This is a genomic window from Burkholderia sp. AU30198 (genome assembly GCF_020419825.1).
Lineage (GTDB): Bacteria > Pseudomonadota > Gammaproteobacteria > Burkholderiales > Burkholderiaceae > Burkholderia.
On the sequence record NZ_JAIZSA010000055.1, the window covers coordinates 1 to 1,014 of the forward strand.

Consider the following 1,014-nt stretch of genomic DNA (forward strand, 5'->3'; position numbering starts at 1 on the left):
GGGGGTGTCAGAATTTCCGTGTTCAAGACGGGTTGAGATTCACACGGATGGTCGAACGAACCGATCCTCGTAGAGGATGGCGAATTGGTTCATGGCTGCCTTCCAATCGTGAGCAGCACGCCCCCAATCGGCCGTGATGTTGCGTAGTGCCAGCCAGATGAGCTTCGTCGCAGCCTCATCGGTCGGGAAGTGGCCCCGGGTCTTGATGATCTTGCGTAGCTGCGAGTTGATGTTCTCAATCGCGTTCGTAGTGTATATAACCTTGCGAACTGCCGGTGGAAAGGCGAAGAACGGAATCACGCGATCCCAGGCGTTGCGCCACGCCGTGCTGACGGGTGGGAATTTCTGCCCCCATGGCCCGTCGGCAAATGCATCGAGTTCCGCCTGAGCCGCCTCCGCGCTGGGCGCCGTGTAGATCGGGCGAATCGCTGTAGCCAGTCCCCTACGGTCTTTCCAGCTCGCGTAATCGAGGCTGTTTCGGATCAGGTGAACGATGCACGTCTGCAGCGTAGTCGCCGGAAACACGACCGCCAGCGCTTCGGGCATGCCTTTGAGGCCATCGGTCACGGCGATCAGGATGTCGTTGACGCCACGCGTTTTCAGATCGTTGAAGACCTTCATCCAGAACTTGGCGCCTTCGGTGCTTTCGATCCACAAACCCAGGATATCGCGTGTGCCGTCGGGCAGAACACCCAATGCAAGGTAGATCGCCTTGTTGCGCACGACCGCATCTTCGCGGATCTTGACCCGCAGCGCGTCAAAGAACACCACCGGGTACATCGGCTCAAGCGGCCGGGCCTGCCAAGTGGTGACTTCAGCCATGACTTCGTCGGTGACCGAGCTGATGAAATCGGGCGAGACCTCGGTGCCGTATTGTTCCTGCAAGAAGCCCTGAATCTCTCGCACGGTCATGCCCCGGGCATACATGGCAACGATCTTGTCGTCGAAACCCGTGAAGCGTCGTTCGTGTTTGGGGATCAGCAACGGTTCAAAGCTGCCGTCGCGATCGCGAGG

The 1,014-nt window shown here is 59.1% G+C and carries 1 protein-coding gene; it reads right to left on the minus strand.

From position 1 onward, the window contains the following. Positions 1-39: 39 nt before the first annotated feature. Positions 40-1,014, minus strand: a 975-nt coding sequence (locus LGN19_RS39455; RefSeq protein WP_226220247.1) for an IS256 family transposase, incomplete at its 5' end; no start/stop codon positions are given.